Genomic DNA, 20860 nt, shown 5'->3' with positions numbered 1-20860 from the left:
GTAAGCGGCGCTACGCTGGCGCCATCATCGCCTCGCGCAAGCGTGCCGACAAACCGCCGTCCCGCAAGGTCGGCCGCGCCAGCGCCGACGCTACCGCCGCCCACGGCGCGTACAGCGCCGCCTGCCTGCGCGCGCGCGTGACCGCCGTATAGACCAACTCGCGCGTCAGCACCCGGCTGATCTGCTCAGGCAGGACAATGCCCACGCGCTCGAATTCCGACCCCTGTGATTTGTGGATCGTCATCGCAAACGCCGTTTCGTGCGTCGGCAAGCTAGCGGGAGAATAAAGCCGATATTTGCCGTCCGGCGTCGCGAAGGCGACGCGTAGTGCGCCTCCCGGGCCGAGCGGCAAGGCAATCCCGATGTCGCCGTTGAACAGGCCCAGCGCATACTCGTTTTGCGTGACGAGCACCGGCCGGCCCGCGAACCATGCGCCGCCGCCCGCGTTCATCATGACGCCCGCCTGCCGCGCAAGCAACGCCGTGAGCTGCGCGTTGAGCGCTTCGACGCCGCGCCGCCCCGTGCGCGTCGCACAAAGGACACGAAAACGGCCGAAGGCGGCGAACACCGGCGCTGCGATTTCCGAAGCGAGCGCCTGCGCCTGCGCCGGATCCGTTGGCATCTCGCCCGCCTGCGCTGCGGCTTGCAATGCCGCAGCGAGTGCCGTCAGGTAAGGGATGTAGCCGGCAGAAAGATCGTGCAGATGCCGTGGCGAAAGTTGTGTGCCGCCGTCCTCATACAAGCGCACGCGGTCGGCCTGCGGGTCGTCGGCAGGGGCCGTTGGCGCGCCCACTTCGTCCCTTGCGCGCCCTTCGGCAGGCGCGGTCTCCGGGGTATCGGCTTGCGGCGCCCGGCCCTGCGCTTCGCCCTCCCCGTCCGGCACCAGTTCACGCCGCGCGTCGGCCACACGTCCGAGCTTGATGGCCGTGGCCAGCCGCCCGATCGCCGATGACTCGCCGAACCGGTAGTTTTTCTCGAGCCAAACGACCGCGTCCTCCAGCACCGGGCGGGCGCCATCGCGATCGTCGCTCCCCGGTACCCTGCGCGCCGCCGCGCCCGGCCAGTCCAGCGCCTGCGCAAGCTTGACCCGCATCGACGGCGAAAAGGCCCGTACAGCGCTCAGTTCACCAAACACGGCACCCGCCTCGACGGCCGCCAACTGGTCCTTGTCGCCGAGCATCACAAGCCGTGCCTGCGCAGGCACGGCCTCGATCAGTTGCGTCGCAAGCGACAAGTCGATCATCGACGCCTCGTCGACGACAATCAGGTCGTACGGCAACGGGTTGTCCACATCGTGGCGGAAACGCCGCCCCACGTGCTCCGCCGTCTCCGGCAACACGCCGAGCAGCCGATGCAGGGTCAACGCGGCTTCGGGCAAGGCCGCACGCACATTTGGCGGTAAATCCTGCCGGGCGCTCAGCGCTTCCTGCATCCGTTGCGCCGCCTTGCCCGTGGGGGCAGCCAATGCCACGCGCAGGTCGGGTTGGCGCTCCAGCAGGCACGCGAGCAAGCCCACGACCGTCGTCGTCTTCCCGGTCCCCGGGCCGCCGCTCAACACCACGAGCTTGCGTTGCAAGGCCAGCGCGGCCGCCGCCATCTGCCAGTTCGGTTCCAATGACCCGTCGTCGGCGAGAATCACGCCTGCCGTGAAGTAACGGCGCAGACGGGCACGGTCATCGTCGGTCAGCGTGTCGCCGTCAGCCGGCGCACCGTCGCCAGACTCGCCGCTGGCGTTTGCGTTGCCGAGCCGCCGGGCGAGCGCGGCGGCCAGGCGCGCCTCGTAGCTGTAATAGCGCGCCAGGTAGAGCCGGTCGTCGCTGTCGAGCAGCAGCGGCCAGGCGTCGCCGTCGGCATCGCCACCGGCCGCGCTGTCCGGGCCGGCGACCCCGCACAAGCCGCTGGCGAATAAGGCATCGCGCCATTCGGTGAGCGCGGGGGCGGCATCCGGGAACAATTCGCCGCTGGATCTCGCATCGACCAGATCGGCCAACGGCACGCAAACATGCCCCTCGGACGTCGCCAGACTGACGGCCAGCGACGCGCGCCAAACGCGCCGGCATACCGTATCCGATGCGCCACGTCCGCGCGCCAACAGCGCCATGCGGCGGGCAAAGCCTTCTGCCAGCCAGTTGGCCCCAGCGTCAGCCACGCTGGCGTTGATCATCTCGCTCATGCGCTCGCCTCCAGATCCGGGCGTGCGTCGAGTCCCGTATCGTCAAGGCCGGCCGGCGAGTTCGCAGCATCGAAAAGATGGTCGAGCGCATCGACCATTGCGCGCGGCGGTTGATCGAAGAACACGCCCGCCGGTGATCCGCCGCCCGAACCGTCGACCTGCCACGAGGGGCGCACGCCGCGCACGAACAGGTACAGGCTGCCCGCCATGTGCCGATCGTAGTCGTAATTAGCCAAACGGCGGCGCAAGTAACGATGCAGGGCGACGGTGTAGATCAGGTATTGCAGGTGATAGCCGTGTTCCGCCATGGCGATGCGCACACCTTCGGGGCCGTAATCCTGCGGCGACGTGCCGAGGTAGTTGGACTTCCAGTCGAGAATCCACCACCGGCCTTCGTGAACGAAAACCAGATCGATGAAACCCTTCAAATATCCGCGCAGCGCACTGGCGTCGAGCGGAACGTCGGGATAGCCGTATTGACGCAACAATGCGCGCAACATGTCGAGCCGCACAGCGCCGGCCGGATAGGTGAACTCGAGCTCGGTCAGCCGCGCGCCCAGTCCGACGTCGGCAAGACGCAGTCCTGGCCGCAGCGTGGTGCCCACGGTATCGGTCAGCATGTTCGTCATCATCGCCCGCCATTCGTCGAGCTGCTCCATGCCTCGGGCAGGCGGACGTTCGCGAAGCGCACGCGTGACGGCTGCCGGCCACGTTTCGGGCCGCCGGAAATCGGCCAACTCGAACAGTCGGTGCAACGACTCCCCAGCCGCCGGCCCCCGCGGAAACATGAGGATGTCGTCGGCGGGCAGCGCCATGCCGTCGGCCCCGGGCGGCGGCGCCAGCGACGGACCGGCATTCACCTGAGCGTCATAGTCGGGACGCGTGCGTTCCGGCGCACTCAGTTGCCCGCCGCTCAGTTGCGGTCCCATATGGGCCCCGGCGAGCAGCCCGGAGAAGCTGCCGATTCGCCACACCTCGCGCAACGCGCGTTGGCTGCTGCGCGCGGCAAGCGTCGTGACGGCATGCGCCGCCACGCGCACGCGCTCGGCAACACCTGACGGCATCGGCAACGGCACCACGGCAATCGGCCCGCCATCGAGTGCGCGCCACGCTGCAGCGATTGCCTCCGGCGGCGTCTTTGCGGCGACCCAATCGCCAAACAACACACCTGCCCCTGCGGCAAGCCAGTTGAGCATGCCGCTGCAGGCCTCTTTGGTGCTCTTGCGCGACGTGTACTGGCCAGCCACGAGATAGGTGCGCTGTACCGCCCGGGTGAGCGCCACATAGAGCAGCCGCGCCTGCTCCGCCGATTGCTCCTCGCGCAGTGACGCCGCCGCGAGACCGCCTCGGCCGCCGTCCTCGCCGAAATCGATGATGGCATCGGGACCGTCGTGATACTCCCGCCCCTGCAGACCGCCCGCGTCTCGCACAGCCCCGTCCCACAGGAACGGACAGAATACGATTTCGTATTCGAGGCCTTTCGATTTGTGCACCGTGACAATCTGCACGAGATTCTGGTCAGATTCGAGTCGAAGCTGCGCCGCTTCGCCACCACCGGCCGTGCGTTGCGAAGCCAGCCACCGCAGCAACGCCGGCATGCCCGGCTGCTCGGCCCAGCGCGACTGCAACAATTCCGCCAGATGTGCGAAATTGGTCAGGCGGCGTTCACCGCCCGGGCTCGCGACCAGCCGTGCCGCGAGCTCAAGTTCGCGCATGAGCGCGCGCCACATGGCAGCAAAGCCCCGGTCGATCCAGAGTTGCCGGTAACGCTGCAAGCGCTCGATCCACGCAATCGCTTCCGCATCGGACGCCTCGCTCGTCTGAAGCCGGTACAGTGCGCTTGCATCGAGTCCGAACAGTTCTGTCGATAGCGCGGCGCGAAGGGCGCGCACATCTCCCGGGGCTTCGACGGCCTGCAACACCCTCAGCAGCGTTTCGGCTTCATCGCTGGCAAATACGGAGTCCTGCGTCAGTTCGACGCTGCCGATCGCGTACTCCGCCAGCACCGACTTCATCAGCGCGCCCTGGCGGTGCGTCTGCACGATCACCGCGATATCGCCGGGGCCCAATGGACGGTCGCCCAGCGCGACCTGCCCGTGGGCCGCGCCACTGAGCAGGCGGGCGATCTCCGCAGCAGCGGCGCGCGCCGAGGCCCGCTGCGCCTCGTCTTTGGTCAGCGTGGCCGGGGCATCGTCATTGTCCTTATCAGCGTTCCCCGCGTCATCTTCGCGGCCCCCTTCGGGCAGCATCCAGACGGTGAAATCGGCGACGCTGGCGGCGTCCTGCAAAGGCGGACGGCGACGGTTGCCCGGGCGTACCGGCGGATAGTCGAGGCCATCGAGGACAAACGCACGCGGATTGGCGCCAAACAGGCGATTGCCCGCTTCGATGACCGGCGGCGTCGAACGTTGATTGACGGCCAGCGTATATGCCGCGTCGGCCCCCTCGCGCGCGGCGAGATAAGTATGCAAATCGGCCGCGCGGAAGCTGTAGATTGCCTGCTTGGGGTCGCCAACCATGAACATCGGCCCGCGCAGCCCGCCGTCCGCGGCTTCGCCATACAGTCCGTTGAAGATGGCGAACTGGAGCGGGTCGGTATCCTGGAATTCATCGATCAGCGCGCACGGATAACGGTCGCGCAACACCCGGGCAAGCGCCGGATGCTGACGCAGCGCACGGGCGACATTGCCCAGCAGATCGTCGAACGACACCACGCGCAACAGGCGTTTACGCTCTGCCAATGCCTCCGGAGACGTTTCGAGCCATCCACGCAACAGTCTCAGCCACTGCATGGCGTGAGCGTCGTCGGCGGACGCGCGAGCCGACACGATCGCCTCCGCCAGTCCGAAGAAGCGGTGTTCCGGCGGTGTTTCCCCCTTTTTGCAGCCCTTGATCAGCCTTTCCGTGCCCAGGAGCGCTGCCTTGTCGTGCAGCGGCGCCCAGGGGTCCGCCGCGCCGAAGTAACGGCGCCAGGCCGCCAGCGCCTGGGCAAGCGATCCCGCGTGATAGATGTTCTGCTTGAAGCGGGAGAGCGCATCGCGCATCAGCCGCTCGATATCGCCTGCGCTCGTCTGCCATGTGGCTCGCGCTTCGTCATACCACTCGGCCAACGGGCCACCGGCGCCGTGTTGCGCGTCGATCGCCTCGGGCCAACGCAACGCGGCCAACGGCTTCTTGAGCCGACGCGCCAGTTGCTCGGTCAACGTGCCCGGCGAATACTTCCGGTCGACGAGCCACGCCGCGAATGCGGGATCTGCAGCGGCGGCCGGCTCCACCGCCGTGCGCCAGAACTCGACGGCCAGATCGTGGCGCACGCCGCTGTCGTCCGGCACCAGTTCGTAGGCAAACGGCAGGCCCGCTGCGAACGGCACCTCGGCAAGCGCGCGTTGGCAGAATCCGTGGATGGTGTAGACGGCGGCCTGGTCGAATCCGCGCAATGCCGCCTGTAGCCGTTGGCGCGCGAGCGCCGGCGTCAGTTCTCCCCGCTCGACAAGCCCGGCAATCAACACGCCCAGCAATGGATCGTCTGAGGCGAACGGATCGAAGTCGTCATCGCCGTCTTCACCGTGCTCGTCACCCGTGGTCGGCGCCATCGCCGCAACAAGGCCTGACAGACGCGTTCGTATCCGGTCGCGCAACTCCGCAGTCGCGGCATTCGTAAACGTGACGACGAGAATCTGCTCGACGGTAAGCCCTTTCTCGAGGACCAGCCGTACGTATAGCGCGCAGATGTTCCACGTCTTGCCGGTGCCGGCCGACGCCTCGATCAGGCTGACGCCGTCGAGCGGACAGGAGAAAACGTCGAGTTCCGTCAGCTGACTCATGTGCCCTCCGGCAATTCAAGGTGGGCGATGAGCGGCTGGTATATGGCGCGCGCCAGGGCTTCGAACGGCGCATCGAGCGGATCGGGTACACCGCGCCAGACCAGCTTCGCATACGGATCCTCGCAATCGCCGCGCGCAAAACGCGAGCCGCTCCATTCGGACTCCGCATCGCCACGGCGGCCGTGACTCGCGAATTTCCAGCTGGTGCGCGCAAAGAACGGCAACGGGCGCGCCTGGCCGAGCCGATAGAGCGCCACGTAGTGACCGAGCACGGTCGCGGCGTCGGTCACGGGTTTCAGTGCGAAGGCGTCGTCGTCGCCAAACCAGTGCGTGCGCGGTGCAACGGCCACGTCTGGCGAATCCGCAGCCTGGAGGTGCGCGCACAACGCCAGATGCGACAGCCACGCCGTCAGCAGATCGCTCGGACGCATGCCGCCGTACCGGAACATCACGAGACCGTGCGGTGTCAACGGCGCGAGGCGTCCCTGCAGCAGGCACGGTGTGGCAAGCGTGGCGTCGCCGTGCCACGCAGCCGGCATGTCGATTGTCCAGTCTGTCGGCAAACGGGGCGTCAGCTCGATCGACAGCACCGCTTCGTCAACCCCTTGCGTCTCGGCCTCCCGGACCTGCGCGGCGAGTGCCCGCAAGCCCGCAAGCTCGCGTTGGCGCCAGACGGCGCCCGTCGCGCCCGCAGGCAACTCATGGCTGACCCGCGCGATGCGATCGATCGCGGCAGCGGACGCCCGATCGGCGATATCGCCAGTCAGCATGCGCGGCAGCAGGCGTGCCGCGAGCGCGTCCCGCCCCGACCAGTCCAGCAGAAACGGTTCGTCGTCGTCGACATCTGCAGCGGCTTCGAACAGTGCGAGCCCCAGACGGTCTCTCGCCCATGCGCGGCCGGGATGCCGCCAGAAACGCATCAGATCATCCAGTGCGATTGGCGTTTGCGCCGCCGACGGCAATGCCGCCGTCACGAAGCGCGGCGCTGCGGCCAGCGACGCCGGTGTGCTCGCGGCCTCGACAAGCACGCGCGCGGCTTCGCCGTTCGCAACGTCGTAACTGAAAAGCGCTTCGCGCGATCCGTCGAAATAGCTCGGGGAAAACGGCTGCAACGGATGCTCCACAATCAGGCGGGCACGTGCCTTGGCGCGATCGTCCGCCTCGAACCCGAGCGCCGCCGGCGCCAGCAGCGCCGCCAGGAAATCGAGCAATTCATCGACGGCGGTCGATGGCGGCAGCGCCGAATTGTCGCGTACGCTGCGGCCGGTGTAGCCTATCCAGACCCGGTCCTGCGCCGCCAGCAGCAAATCGAGGAACAGATTGCGTTCGTCGTCGCGCCGCTGCCGGTCGCCGCGCTGCGGCAACGCGCGCATCAGATCGAATTCATCGGCATGCACCCGCCCGGGAAGCACGCCATCGTCCATGCCGAGCATGCAGACGACCCGGTACGGCAGAATGCGCAAGCTCGGGATCGCGGCGAACGTGACGCGCCCGGAAGGCACGCCGCCTCGCGTCGGGTCGTCGAGCGCCTCGGCCAGCACGCGGGCAATCACCGCGACCGGCACCGCGACGTCGGGCGCGCCGTCGTGGATGGCGTTGCCGATCTGCTCGATCGCCATGCGGACTTCCGCGACGTCGTCGGCGTGCATCACCTCGTCGGAGAAGAATTGTTCGAGCAGGCCCAGCAGCAGATCGCGCCAGGCCAAGGCCGTGCGTTCGGACTGCAACGTGACGGTTGCCGTATCAAGATCGTCGACAAGCCGCGCAAGATCGCCCAGCAATGCCGCGCGCGCGCCTTCGATGCCGCCGACGGGCAGCCAATCGTCGACAGGCAACGCGCGATCGGGCAGCGCGTAGCCGAGAAACAGCCGCATCATGGCGTCGCCCAACGTATGCCTTTCGGCGGGCGACGCCGTGCCGGCACCGATATCGCCCGCCGCAGCGTCAGAGCGCTGCGGCGGCGCGCCGCCGGCTTCGAGCCGCTGCAGCGCGTCGCCACGCCACCCGCGCCGGGCGCCCGAGGCATGTAGCCAGTTCTGGATCGAATCGAGCGCATTGCCGCCGAGACGGTAGCGCGACGCCACCGCTTCCGTGCGCGCCAGCTCGACCAGATCCGATGCCGCCACACGCCGTTGCGGCAGCGCAAGTATCGACGTGAAGGCGCGCGCCACCGGATTGGTGCGCGTCGGCGGCAGCCCGGTGATCAAATAGGGAATGCGCGGCGTGGCCGTGCCGAATACCGCGTCGATCAACGGCGCAGCGTGCCCCAGATCGGGTACCGTGATGAGGACGTCGTCCGGCTTCAGGTCCGGCATGGCGTCGAAGCAGGCGAGCAATCGGTCGTGCAATACCTCGATCTGCCGCGCGAGGCTGTGGCACACATGCACTTCGATCGTGCCGTCCGGTGCGGCGTCGTCAGGGCTGCCCTGACTGCCATCGTCGAGCGCAAGGATGCCGTTTTGCAGGGCCGCCAGCAGTGTGGGCGAGGGATTCGGCTGGAACAACGCGCGATCTTCCACCGCGTGCTGCGCCAGGTCGGCGTACAGCAGGTCGATATGCGACTGGGTCTGCCGCCCCCATTCAGCCAGCAACGGATGCCCGACCTCCTGGTGCGCCGCGCCGTCACGCGTTTTCAAATACGACAGCCGCGCTGGCGGCACGATGTCGAACCAATAGCTCTCGCAGGGATTGAGGACGTAAAGATGAATGTCGATCAGGCGGGACATCGCCTTGACCAGGGTCATCGAGAGCGGCGGCATGGAGGACAGCGCAAATATCGCGACGCGGGACGGCCACCCCGGCGGCAAGGTTTCGGGCGTCAGCTGATCGATGGCGTCAATCGCGCGCAAGGTCGGGTGACGCTCGCGGATGTCCAGATGCGCCAGCACCCGCCGCCACAGTTCGGCCTGCCAGCGTTCGTCGTCGCGCTGATTGTCGGACCAGGCTTCCGCACCGCCCGATGCGATGGTATTCCCAGACTGCCAGCGTTCGAGCCAATCGGGCCGGTAGGTCAGGTATTGATCGTAGACGTGGGCCAGACGATCGGCCAGCTCGAAGCGCATGACGTCGTCGGCCTCGCCGAGATAGCCGGCCAGCCGGGGGGAATTCGCCACCCATGGCTGGGCAAGGCACTGGTACAGCGGCCAAACGAGCCGGTCAGGCGCGAACGGCGAGCTGTCCGGCACGGTCAGCAACTTGCCGACCATGTCCCACAGCCATTGCGCCAGATAGGCGAGGCGCACGTTGGCGCAGACCCCGAACACCGACGCGTAATCGAGTTCGAGCCGCCGCCGGACGGCAACGCTCGGCACCACAATCGTCTCCGCCTGCAGCGGATCGCCCGGCATGTTGGCGAGATCGCGCAACATCGCGGCTTCAAGCGTGGTAAAGCGGTTCGAGAAGAAGAGATGGAGCATGCGGCTGGACGGTTCCCGATGGCAAGGACGACAAACGCCGCCCTCGCAAGGTCATTGCCCGCAAGCATAACAAATGCGGGCCATGCGCCGCACTCGGAGACATCCGAAAGTCTTCGCGCCGGCGATGCGATGCGCTAGACTCACACGGCCGACCCGCCCATTCCCGACGCATGGACTATCAGACCGACATCAAGAAGTTTCTCTACAGTCACTACCTTTTCAGCGGCACGCGTCAGGCGGTGGGCGTGATACTGCCGGCGCTCGTCCTGTACTGGGGCCTTGACATGCATCTGCTCGGCATCGAGGTCGCGTCCGGTGCCCTGTGCGCGAGCGTCATCGACATCAACGGTCCGCTGCGTCATAAACATACCGAATTGCTCAGTTGCACGCTGCTCGGCGCGGCCACGGTGCTGATCACCGGGGTGGCGACGGCCGCCGCGCCCTGGCAACTCTGGATCACGACGCTGGCGTTGTCGTTCTTGCTCTCGATGCTGGTCGTCTACGGCTACCGTGCATCGCTCGTCAGTTTTGCCTGCCTGATGATGATGGTGCTCAACGTGGAGGCCGACGTGACACGCCATCAGGCCGTGCTCGACGCAGGCGCGGTATTGGCGGGAGGTCTCTGGTATACGTACTTCAGCCTTGCGATCTGCCGGCTCTGGTGGTTCCGCATCGAACAGCAGACACTCGCCGAATGCTTCTTCGTCACAGCCCAGTACCTGGAGGCCAAGGCCGCGTTCTACGACGTCGAGGCCGATCTGGACGAATGCTATCGGCGCCTGATCGCCGCCCAGGTCACCGTCGTCGAAAAACAGCAGGCCGCTCGCGAAATCATCCTGCGCAACTTGCCCCGCCTGCGCAGCGGCACACTCGATCCGCGCCGTGTGATGCTGTTCAACCTGTTCATCAATATTGTCGACCTGCACGAGGTCGTGGTGGCCGTGCATACCGACTACCCGATGTTGCGTCGCGAATTCGCCAGTGGCGACGTGCTCATCTTCTTCCGCGACATGATCCGCAAGATTGGCAGGGAGGTCGACGCCATCGGCTACGCGATCGCGGTGAATGAGCCGTCGAAGCCACGCCGCAGCTGGCGCGCGGAATTCCGTGCGATCGAGTACGAAATCGAACTGATGCGCAAGCAACAGGTGCCGCAACGCTCGCCCGAGGCTTACCAGGCGCTTGCGGCGACGTTCCGGCGCGTGTGGAGCGCCACGCGCGTGGTCGAGAAAATGCACCGCAACACCCGGCTGGACGCCGGCACGCCCGCCACCGAAATGCGCATGGATCAGGCGCTGGGCCGTTTCGTCTCGCGACAGAGTTTCTCGCCGAAGCTTTTCTCGAAGAACCTGACGTTTTCGTCGCCGAGTTTTCGCCACGCCTTGCGCGTGACGATCGCCATCACGCTCGGCCTGCTGATTTGCCAGAACTGGCCGCTTCTGGAGAGTCAGGCACACAGCTACTGGGTGCTGCTCACCATCATCGTGATCCTGAAGCCCGGTTTCAGCCTGACAAAACAGAAGAATTTCCAGCGGCTGACGGGTACGCTCGTCGGCTGCATCGGCGTGCTGGCGCTGCTCGCATTTGTGCACAAGGCCTGGGTACTGCTCGCGCTGATGTTCTTCTGCATGATCATGGGCAACAGCCTGTCGCTGTTCAATTACGGGCTGTCGGTGGTGTTCATGTCGTCATACGTGCTGCTCCTGTTCCATTTCCTGCTTCCGGGGTCCCTGGCGGTGATCGGCGAGCGGGCGATCGACACGGCCATCGGCTCGGGCGTGGCGCTGGTGTGCAGCTACCTGTTCCCCTATTGGGAATACCGCCTGATGGGGCCGCTCATCCGGGACGCAGTGCAGTCGACCCGCACCTATCTCGAATCGTGCGTGGGCCGCAACGGCCGCCGCGACGATCTCGCATACCGGCTCGCACGCAAGGACATGCATATCGCGTTCGGCAACTTCGGCGCCGCCTTCAAGCGCATGATGCTCGAGCCGAAGTCGAAGCAGGTATCGGTGCCGGAACTGAACGACCTGCTCGTCCAGAACCACGTACTCGCCTCGCACATCACAGGCATTTCGGAGATCCTGGCGCGTCAGGTTGATGCCGACAAGACCGGCGAACTGGGCCATGTCGTCGGGGCCATCAGCGACCTGCTCAGTCAGGCGGCGGCCGCCCCCGCGGCTTCCGTGCAAACCGACTCGCAATCCGTGGCCGAAACCATGCGCGACTACACCCGCCGCCTGGACGCCCTGGTGGTCGCGAAGGAGCAACTGGCGGACCCGGCGCCCGAAGCCGTTCAGGAACTCAAGCTGATCGTGCATCAACTGAAGCAAATGCTGCGCTCGGGAGAACTGATCCTGCGCGACATGCGCGGCATCCGTTTGCCTGCCTGATCCCGCCGGGCGCGGGGCGTGCCGAATCGGGGCCGCCGCCGCGCCCGGCACTCAGGCGATACCGCTACGTGTGGCGTAGTGATACAAGTCGACATCGCGCTCTAGTCCGAGCTTGCGCATCGCGTTCGTTTTCTGCGAACTGACGGTCTTCACGCTGCGGTTCAACTTCACCGCAATCTCGCTGATCGTCATGCCCGACACGAACAGGCGGACCACCTCCACCTCGCGGCCACTCAACTTGGGAACATCGGGCCCCCACGCCTCCTCGGCGTTGGCGTCGTTGAGCCGGCATGCCAGCCCCGCCGGGATGTAGCGGCTGCCGTCGGCGACAACACAGACGATTTCCGCAATATGGCTCTGCTCGTCGAGTTTCGAGAGAATCGAGTGGACACCGAGCTTCAGAATGCCGCGCAGTATCGCCAGATTCTCGAGCATCGTGACGACGATGATCTTGACGTGAGGAAAGTACCGGCGGACATAGCCTATGAGAAACAGGCCATCCTTGAATTGTCCGCCCGGCATCGAAAAGTCGGTAACCAGAATATCGCACGGTTTGTCTCCCAGCATGCCGACCAGTTCAGTCGAGTCGGATGCCTCACCTACCAGGTTGATGATTTCGTTTTCTTCAAGCAAGCGACGAATCCCGTAACGCACGATGGGATGGTCGTCGGCTACCAAGACATTGATTGTCATAGCATGTCCTCCTTCTCCGTCATCAGGCAGAAAGTCGGTCAGGCCAAAAATGCGCTACCCCGGGGAGCCCCGATGGCGGCGCCTGACGACACTCCACGCCCGCCTTGGCGACGCGAAGTCCGACCATTCTGTCAAATCGCCGGGGGCGATTTTATGGGACGCGGCGCAAATAATTTTGGATACCGTAATATTTAAAAAATAGTTTCGGCCTGATTCCGAAAATCGCATCGGAACTTGCACATCGCCCTCAACCCTTGCAGGACATGGCTTTTCAGGAAGATGTGCAACGCGGGGACACGCGACGTCGCGCAAAGAATGGACCTGTCCGAGTCACGGAAATCTCGTGACCGGACATGCCAACTATCGGAATTATCCCGAAATGGAACGACGCAATTTGACGGTGAGAATGGAGCCTCCGCAAGTTGCGGCCGGCTGACGCGCACAGGCTCCGGTGCGTCGCGAAACCGACATTAGCGCTACCCGGCGTCGCGCCCGGCGGCGCCTGCACCGGACGCAGGCGCCGGCGGGGTCGGGACGCCACTGTTGGCCGGCGGCGCCTCGCCCGCATGCCAGCCGCCGCCGAGCGCCGTCACCAGCAGGACGTTCGCCGTGAACTGCCGGCCAAGGATCTGCAAGGCGGTGCGTTCCGCGGTGAAGGCCGTGGTCTGCGCCGTGATCACGTTGATGAAGCTGACCGTGCCGGCGCGGTACTGATTGAGAATCAGCTGTGCAGCCTCTTGCGCCGATTGTACGGCGTCGTTCTGCACTGCGGCTTCGCGCCCCAGATAGTTGAGCGCCGCCAGATTGTCCTCGACACCCTGGAACGCGCTCAGCACCGTCTGGCGGTACGCCGCCACCTGCGCGTCGTAGGCAGCGACCGCAGCGTCCGTCTGCGCACGCCGCAGGCCGCCGTCGAACAACGTTGCCGCCAGCGCCGGACCGAGCGACCAGATGCGGTTCGGAAGCGTCAGCCAATTGGCGAAGCTGCTGCTCTGGAAGCCGCCCGAGGCCGATAGCGACAAGGTCGGGAAGAACGCCGCGCGGGCGACGCCGATACGGGCATTCGCCGACGCCACCTGGCGTTCGGCCGCCGCGATATCCGGGCGGCGTTCCAGCAACTGTGACGGCAGGCTCACCGGCGGCGTCGGCAATGCCACGCGCAACGGCGCCGGCGGCAATGAGAACGCCGCAGGCGCGCGCCCCACGAGCAGCGCGATCGCGTGCTCGAGTTGCGCGCGCGTGACTTCGATATCGATGGCCTCCGCTTGCGCGGATTGCAGTTGTGTCTGCGCCTGAATGACATCCGAGCGCTGCGCCACGCCAACCGCGTACCGGTTCTGCGTGAGCTTGAGCGTCTGCGCGTAGGCTTCAACGGTACGGTCGAGCAACGCCTTTTGCGCATCCGTTACGCGAAGGTCGAAGTAATTCTCCGCGAGCAGCGCCTGCGCGGACAGTCTTGCATTGGCGAGTTGCGCCTCGCTTGCCTGCGCGCCGGCCTCGCCCGCCTCGACGGAACGGCGCACACTTCCCCACAGGTCCAGCTCCCAGCTCGCGTTGGCCGCGAGGCTGTAGTTATTGGAGATGCCTGCCCCGCCGCCGCTGACACCGGTCGACGCGCTGCGCGAATTGCTGCGCGTGACACCTGCGCTGGCGCCAACCGTCGGGAAGAACGCCGCGCGTGCCTGCGACGCGACGGCCTGTGCCTGACGGTAGTTGGCTTCCGCAAGCTTGATGTTCTGGTTGTTGATGTTGACCTGCGTCATCAGCTCGCCCAGCGTGGGGTCCTGATAAATCGCCCACCAGTCCCCCTTCGGATGCGCATCCTGCGGCTCGGCCGGCTTCCAGTCACCCGTTTCCTTGAATGCCGCCGGCGTTTCCATCGCCGGACGCACGTAGTCGGGGCCGACGGCGCAACCGGCAAGCCAGAGCGCTGCGGCGGCCGCGGCAACGGCGCGAAGGGTTGAGCGGTTCGAAAGGCGGTTCAAAGGTCGAATCATGAGACGCATCAAAGGAATGGACGGCGGCAATTCGCTCACTGCAGCAGGGTTAGCCATGGCCGATCTCCACAGAAGGACTTGCGGCGCGGCGGCGCACGCGCAAGCGCTGCATGCGCGCGCGCAAACGATCGAGATAAAGATAGACGACCGGCGTCGTATACAGCGTGAGCAACTGACTGACCAGCAGACCGCCGACAATCGAGATGCCCAGCGGCTGGCGCAATTCCGCGCCATCGCCCGTGCCCAGCGCGAGCGGCACCGCACCGAGCATGGCGGACATCGTCGTCATCATGATCGGCCGGAACCGCAAGATGCACGCCTGAAAGATCGCATCGCGCGGCGCCATGTTCTGCCGCCGCTGCGCGTCGAGCGCGAAGTCGATCATCATGATCGCGTTCTTCTTGACGATCCCGATCAGCAAGATCACCCCGATCAGGGCGATGATGGAGAACTCGGTGCCGCACACGAGCAACGCCAGGAGCGCCCCCACGCCGGCTGACGGCAGGGTCGAGAGGATCGTCAGCGGATGGACGTAGCTCTCGTACAGGATGCCCAGCACGATATACACGGTCAACAGTGCGGTCAGGATCAGGACCGGCTGGCTGCTGAGCGAATCCTGGAACGCCTGAGCCGTGCCCTGGAAACTGCCGTGCACCGACGTCGGCATGCCCAGACGAGCGACGGCGTCGTCGACTGCACGCTGCGCATCGCCGAGCGACACGCCCGGCGGCAGGTTGAACGAGATTGTGCTCGCGGCGAACTGCCCCTGGTGAGACACGCCCAACGCCGTATTGGTCGGACCAAACTTCGAGAAGGTCGACAGCGGCACCTGCGCCCCGCCGGCCGTCACCACGTAGATATCCTTGAGCGACTCGGGACTCTGCCACCACTGCGGCGCGACTTCCATCACCACGTGGTACTGGTTCAGCGGGTTGTAGATGGTGGAGACCTGCCGCTGCCCGAACGCGTCATTGAGCACGCTGTCGATCATGTTTGCCGTGATGCCGAGGCGGGAGGCCTGATCGCGGTCGATCACGAGCGAGGTCTGCAAGCCCTTGTCTTCCTGGTCGGTGTTCACGTCCACGATCGTCGGCACGCGCGACAGCGCATTGCGCACCTTTGGCTCCCACTCGCGCAGTTCATTGAGATCGTCCGCTTGCAGCGTGTATTGGTATTGCGCGTTGCTCGCGCGGCCGCCGACGCGGATATCCTGCACAGATTGCAGGAACAGGTTCGCCCCCGGCTCCTTCGCGAGCTTGACGCGCAACCGGGCGATCACCTGATCGGCGGAAACCTTGCGTGCCTTGATCGGCTTGAGTGTGACGAACATCGCACCGCTATTGCGCCGCGAGCCGCCCGTGAAACCGGTGACCGTATCGACCGCCGGATCGGCCTGCACGATGCTGATGAAGTTGGCGAGCTTCTTTTCCATCGCCTGGAACGAGATGGCTTGATCGGCCTGGATGAATCCGATCATGCGCCCCGTGTCCTGCTGCGGAAAGAAGCCCTTCGGAACCACCATGTAGAGCCAGACGTTCAGGCAGATCGTCCCGAGCAGGATCAGCATCATCAGCGGGCCGTGCCGCAATGCCCACGCCAGCGACTCCTCGTATTGACGCAACAAGCCGTTGAACGCGCGCTCCGAAAATTTGCCCATGCGCGTCCAGATGGACGGCTTCACCGGTGTCGCCGACGCGGGCGGCGCATCGTGCCCAAGCACCGAAGCCGCGGGCTTGCGCGCCTTCAGCAGTCGCGAGCACATCATCGGCGTCGTCGTCAGCGAGACGACGAGCGAAACCAGGATCGCCACCGACAGCGTCACGGCGAACTCACGGAACAGGCGGCCGACGATGCCGCCCATCATCAACAGCGGAATGAACACCGCGACCAGCGAAATACTCATCGACAACACGGTGAACCCGACTTCGCGCGTGCCCTTCAGCGCCGCGGCCATTGGCGACAGGCCTTCCTCGATGTGCCGGGAGATATTCTCGAGCACAACGATCGCATCGTCGACGACGAAGCCGGTGGCGATGGTCAACGCCATCAGCGACAGATTGTCCAGACTGAAGCCGCACAGATACATCACGGCGAACGTCCCGATCAGCGAGACGGGCACCGCGACGCTCGGAATCAGCGTCGCGCGCCAGTTTCGCAGGAAGAGGAACACCACCATGACGACCAGCGAGATCGAAATCAGCAGCGTGTGCTCGACTTCGCGCAGCGAGGCGCGTATGGTCGGCGTGCGGTCCATCACCACATCAAGATTGATCGCTGCCGGAATCGACGCGCGCAGCGTCGGCAGGATCGCGTTGATGCTATCGACCGTCTGAATGATGTTCGCGCCCGGCTGGGTGGTGATCACCAACAGCACCGACGGCTTGCCGTTGGCCGAGCCCGCATTGCGCAGATCCTGCACGGAATCCACCACCGTGGCGATATCCTGCAGACGGACCGGATGGCCGTTCTGATAGCTGACAATGACCGGCAGATAGTCCTTCGCCGACGTCGCCTGATCGTTGGCCAGAATCTGCCATCGGCGGTCGCCATCTTCGAGCGCGCCCTTGGGGCGATTGGCATTGACGGACTGAATTGCCGTGCGTACCTTCTCGAGCGGAATGGCGTATTTGTTCAGCGCCATCGGATTCAACTCGACGCGCACCGCCGGCAGCGAGCTGCCGCCGACCGTCACGTCGCCCACGCCCCGGAGCTGCGAGATTTTTTGCGCGAGGATGGTCGAGGCGGCGTCATACATCTGGCCGCGCGTCATGCTCTCCGAGGTGAGCGCCAGGATCAACACCGGCGCGCTGGCCGGATTGACCTTGCGGTAAGTCGGATTGCTCGGCAGGCCCGTCGGCAGCAGGCTGCGCGCCGCATTGATGGCGGCCTGGACGTCGCGCGCTGCACCGTTGATGTCGCGATCGAGATCAAACTGCAGCGTCACGCGGGTCGAGCCGAGCGAGCTGTTCGACGTCATCTCCGTCACGCCGGCAATGCGCCCGAGCGCCCGTTCGAGCGGCGTGGCCACGCTCGCGGCCATTGTCTCCGGGCTTGCGCCCGGCAGCGACGCGGACACGGAGATCGTCGGAAAATCGACCTGCGGCAACGGCGACACCGGCAACAATCCAAACGCGACCATGCCGGCCAGCGTCACGCCGATCGTCAGAAGGACGGTCGCGACGGAGCGCCTGATGAATACGGCCGAGAGATTCATGGCGCGTCGCCGTCCGTCGAATCAAACGCATGCGACGGCTCGGACGGTCCGAACTTGCGCTCGCGCCACGCGTTTACGCGGCGCGCGAGTCGGTCGAACCACAAATAGATGACTGGCGTCGTGAACAGCGTCAGCACCTGACTGACCATCAGGCCGCCGACCATCGTGATACCGAGCGGCTGGCGCAACTCCGAGCCGACGCCCGAGCCGAGCATCAGCGGCAATGCGCCGAGCACGGCGGACAGTGTCGTCATCAGGATCGGACGGAAACGCAGCAGGCACGCCTGATAGATCGCCTCGCGCGGCGCCATGCCCTGCTCGCGCTCCGCTTCGAGCGCGAAGTCGATCATCATGATCGCGTTCTTCTTCACGATACCGATCAGCAAGATGATGCCGATGATCGCGATGATGCTGATGTCGTTGCCCGACACCATCAACGCGAGCAACGCGCCCACCCCCGCGGATGGCAGCGTCGACAGGATCGTGATCGGATGGATATAGCTCTCGTACAGCACACCGAGCACGATATACATCGTGACGACCGCCGCGAGAATCAGCCACAGGGTATTCGACAACGACGCCTGGAAGGCCTGCGCCGCGCCCTGGAACGTCGTTTGCGTACTGATTGGCAAACCGATCGACTGCTCCGCCGCCAAGATCGCCTTGACCGCGTTGCCGAGTGAAGCGTCCTTGGCCAAATTGAATGAAATCGTCGCCGACGGAAACTGCCCCTGATGGTTGATCACAAGCGGCGTCGGCTTCTCGACAATGCGCGCAAACGCCGTCAGCGGCACCTGCTGCCCACCCGTCGAGGCAACGTAAATGGCGTTCAGCGCAGCCGGTCCCTTCTGGTATTCCGGCGCCACTTCCAGCACGACGCGGTATTGCGACGATTGCGTGTAGATCGTCGAGATCAGGCGTTGGCCGAAGGCACTGTAGAGCGCCTGGTCGACGTTCGCCGGCGACACGCCCAGACGGCTCGCCGTGTCGCGGTCGATGTCGACGTACGCCTGCAAGCCGTTGACCTGCAGGTCGCTCGTGACGTCAGCCAGTTCCGGCACGTGCTGCAGCCTCTCCACCAGCTTCGGCACCCATTCGCCCAACGTGTCGAGGTTCGGGTCCTGCACCGTGAACTGGTATTGCGTCCGGCTGATACGGTCTTCGATGGTCAGATCCTGCACCGGCTGCATGAACAGCGAAATGCCCCCGACGTTCGCCACCGAGGTCTGCAGCCGGCGGATGATCTCCGATGCATTGTCGGCGCGCTCGCCCCTGGGCTTGAGGTTGATCAGCAGACGGCCGCTGTTGAGCGTGGCGTTCACGCCGTCGACACCGATGAATGACGACACGGATTCGACCGCCGGGTCGTTGAGAACCTGCGCGACGAGCGCTTCCTGGCGCGTGGCCATGGCCGAAAACGATATCGACTGCGGCGCCTCGGAAATCCCCTGGATCACGCCCGTATCCTGCGTCGGGAAGAAACCCTTCGGCACCCAGAGATACAGCAACACGGTCAGCACCAGCGTGGCAAGGGCAACGAACAACGTCGCGGTCTGACGCGCCAGTACCCACGTCAGCCATTCGCCGTACTTGGCAATGACGCGGTCAAAGAAATGCCCCATCACGCGGTAGAAACGCCCCTGCTTCTCTTCCGGCACGTGTCGCAGGAGCTTCGCGCACATCATCGGCGTGAGCGTCAGAGACACCACGGCCGAAATCAGGATCGAGACAGCCAGTGTGACCGCGAACTCGCGAAACAGCCGTCCGACGACATCGCCCATGAACAGCAGCGGAATCAATACCGCGATCAGCGAAAACGTCAGCGAGATGATCGTGAAGCCGATCTGTTCCGCCCCCTTCAACGCCGCCTGCAACGGCGTGTCGCCCTTCTCCATGTATCGCGCGATGTTTTCGATCATCACGATCGCATCGTCGACCACGAAGCCGGTCGCGATCGTCAACGCCATCAGTGTCAGGTTGTTGATCGAAAAGCCCGCCAGGTACATCACGCCGAAGGTGCCGATCAGCGACAGCGGCACGGCGACGCTCGGGATGATCGTGGCCGACACGTTGCGCAGGAACATGAAGATCACCATCACCACCAGGGCGACGGCCAGCACGAGTTCGAACTGCACGTCCGCGACCGATGCACGGATCGTGGTGGTGCGGTCAGTCAGCAACTGCACGTCGACGCTGCCGGGCAGCGCCGCCTGCAGTTGCGGCAGCAGCGCCTTGATCCGGTTCACCGTTTCGATCACGTTCGCGCCCGGCTGGCGCTGCACATTCAGCACGATAGCCGGCGTTGTGTTCGCCCAGGCGGCAAGCTTGGTGTTTTCCGCGCCGTCGATGACGTCGGCGATGTCCGCCAGGCGGATCGGGCCGCCATTCTTGTATGCGATGACGAGATTGCGATATTCGTCCGCCGATCGCAATTGGTCGTTGGCGTCGATGGTCGATGCGCGCTGCGGCCCGTCGAAGCTTCCCTTCGCCTGGTTGACGTTCGATGCCGCGATGGACGCGCGCACGTCTTCGATGTTGAGGCCGTAGGAAGTGATCGCGGTCGGATTGACCTGAATCCGGACGGCCGGACGCTGGCCGCCGGAAATGCTGACGAGGCCGATGCCCGGCAACTGCGAGATCTTCTGCGCGAGACGCGTGTCGACGAGATCCTCGAGCTTGGGCAACGGCATCGTCTTCGACATGACCGCCAGCGTGATGATCGGCGTGTCCGCCGGGTTCACCTTGCTGTAGATCGGCGGCATCGGCAGATCGGACGGCAGCAGGTTGCTGGCGCTGTTGATCGCCGCCTGCACTTCCTGCTCGGCCACGTCGAGGCCCAGGTCGAGCGAGAACTGGAGCGTGATGACCGACGCGCCGCCCGAACTGGTCGACGACATCTGGTTCAACCCCGGCATTTGGCCGAACTGGCGTTCGAGCGGGGCGGTGACCGACGAGGTCATGACGTCCGGGCTCGCGCCCGGATAGAGCGTGACGACCTGGATCGTCGGGTAGTCGACTTCCGGCAGTGCGGACAGTGGCAGCAGGCGGTACGCCACGAAACCGGCCAGCAGGATGGCCACCATCAGCAGCGAGGTCGCTACCGGACGCAGGATAAACGGACGGGACGGGTTCATGCGCGGTTCACCAGAC

The 20860-nt window shown here is 65.2% G+C and carries 8 protein-coding genes; 1 reads left to right on the top strand and 7 read right to left on the bottom strand.

Translation table 11 applies throughout. The annotated features are described in order from the left end of the window. Positions 1–10 precede the first annotated feature (10 nt). From recD to recC, 3 genes are read right to left on the bottom strand one after another with little or no spacing between them, the layout of a single operon-like run. On the bottom strand, positions 11–2173 hold the full coding sequence (gene recD, locus PTE30175_RS04735) for an exodeoxyribonuclease V subunit alpha (RefSeq protein ID WP_224788602.1): 2163 nt from the start codon (positions 2171–2173) through the stop codon (positions 11–13). Then, positions 2170–5997 carry an exodeoxyribonuclease V subunit beta gene (recB, locus tag PTE30175_RS04730; protein ID WP_150695902.1) on the bottom strand — a complete coding sequence of 1276 codons (3828 nt, stop codon included), beginning with the start codon at positions 5995–5997 and terminating at the stop codon, positions 2170–2172. The genes recD and recB overlap by 4 nt, the downstream gene beginning before the upstream one ends. Next, positions 5994–9413 (bottom strand): exodeoxyribonuclease V subunit gamma, encoded by a 3420-nt coding sequence (recC, locus tag PTE30175_RS04725; RefSeq protein WP_150695901.1) that lies wholly within the window; start codon positions 9411–9413, stop codon positions 5994–5996. Before recC ends, recB begins: the two co-directional genes overlap by 4 nt. Positions 9414–9583: 170 nt before the next feature. On the opposite strand from recC, the gene PTE30175_RS04720 reads away from it, so the two are divergent. Further along, positions 9584–11806: an FUSC family protein gene (locus PTE30175_RS04720; RefSeq protein WP_150695900.1), complete on the top strand. Its 2223-nt coding sequence runs from the start codon at positions 9584–9586 to the stop codon at positions 11804–11806. Positions 11807–11857: 51 nt separating this feature from the next. Here PTE30175_RS04720 and PTE30175_RS04715 read toward each other — a convergent pair whose 3' ends face one another. From PTE30175_RS04715 to PTE30175_RS04700, 4 genes are all read right to left on the bottom strand, one after another. Continuing rightward, positions 11858–12499 carry a response regulator gene (locus tag PTE30175_RS04715; RefSeq protein ID WP_224788601.1) on the bottom strand — a complete coding sequence of 214 codons (642 nt, stop codon included), beginning with the start codon at positions 12497–12499 and terminating at the stop codon, positions 11858–11860. A 476-nt stretch (positions 12500–12975) separates the two neighbouring features. Further along, entirely contained in the window at positions 12976–14496 is a 1521-nt protein-coding gene (locus PTE30175_RS04710) for an efflux transporter outer membrane subunit (RefSeq protein WP_150696065.1), read from the bottom strand. Positions 14497–14545: 49 nt separating this feature from the next. After that, positions 14546–17710, bottom strand: a complete 3165-nt coding sequence (locus PTE30175_RS04705; protein ID WP_150695899.1) for a multidrug efflux RND transporter permease subunit — start codon at positions 17708–17710, stop codon at positions 14546–14548. After that, on the bottom strand, positions 17707–20844 hold the full coding sequence (locus PTE30175_RS04700; protein WP_150695898.1) for an MdtB/MuxB family multidrug efflux RND transporter permease subunit: 3138 nt from the start codon (positions 20842–20844) through the stop codon (positions 17707–17709). The genes PTE30175_RS04705 and PTE30175_RS04700 overlap by 4 nt, the downstream gene beginning before the upstream one ends. Positions 20845–20860: the final 16 nt, after the last annotated feature.

This window comes from Pandoraea terrae (assembly GCF_902459695.1).
GTDB classification, from domain to species: domain Bacteria; phylum Pseudomonadota; class Gammaproteobacteria; order Burkholderiales; family Burkholderiaceae; genus Pandoraea; species Pandoraea terrae.
This window is presented reverse-complemented; position numbering and strand designations above follow the sequence as displayed.